The 525-nt window shown below is 30.5% G+C and carries 1 protein-coding gene; it reads left to right on the top strand.

Annotation, left to right across the window (positions count from 1 at the left end):
* The first annotated feature begins 228 nt into the window (after nt 1–228).
* Entirely contained in the window at nt 229–459 is a 231-nt protein-coding gene (locus WFH18_RS17710; protein ID WP_164543396.1) for a hypothetical protein, read from the top strand.
* Nucleotides 460–525: the final 66 nt, after the last annotated feature.

The raw sequence follows: 525 nt of genomic DNA, 5'->3' as shown, positions 1-525 counted from the left end.
CATTTTAAAGGCAAAGCTATAGTCACGTTGTGTACGTTTAACTCGTTGTTCTCGTTTATGTTCCATAAAATAAGTCTCTTAAGGTGTAAACTTATTTCAGGACGGGACAAAATAGAATAAATAAAAAGCTCGTCAGATGATGGGCTTTTTAGAATATATTATTTTTATGATTCCATATCTTATGATATAAATTAAGATAATCAAAAACTAAATTTAGAATGGAAATCTATGTTTTTTAGCGACAAAAAGGAAATTACACATACAACATCAGAAGTATTCAATACAGGTAGAGAATTACCTTTAAACTATCACGATCGCTCAATAGATGAGCAATTTATTAATATTTTAGGAGCTAATACTCATTGTGTAATTTACGGTTGCTCAAAGCAAGGAAAAACTAGTTTAAGGAAAAGACATAAGTTGACAAAAATAACTAATGATGCGAAAAGGTTTTTTTAGTTAACAGATGTTCACACATGCCTAGAATTGTTTCTGTCCCACTTAGTTTAGAACAGCGAGAACGAC

Origin of the sequence: Acinetobacter sp. USHLN143, assembly GCF_037145695.1 — a bacterium.
GTDB lineage: Bacteria > Pseudomonadota > Gammaproteobacteria > Pseudomonadales > Moraxellaceae > Acinetobacter > Acinetobacter fasciculus.
Note: the sequence above shows the minus strand (reverse complement) of the source record. Positions and strands in the feature narration are given on the sequence as shown.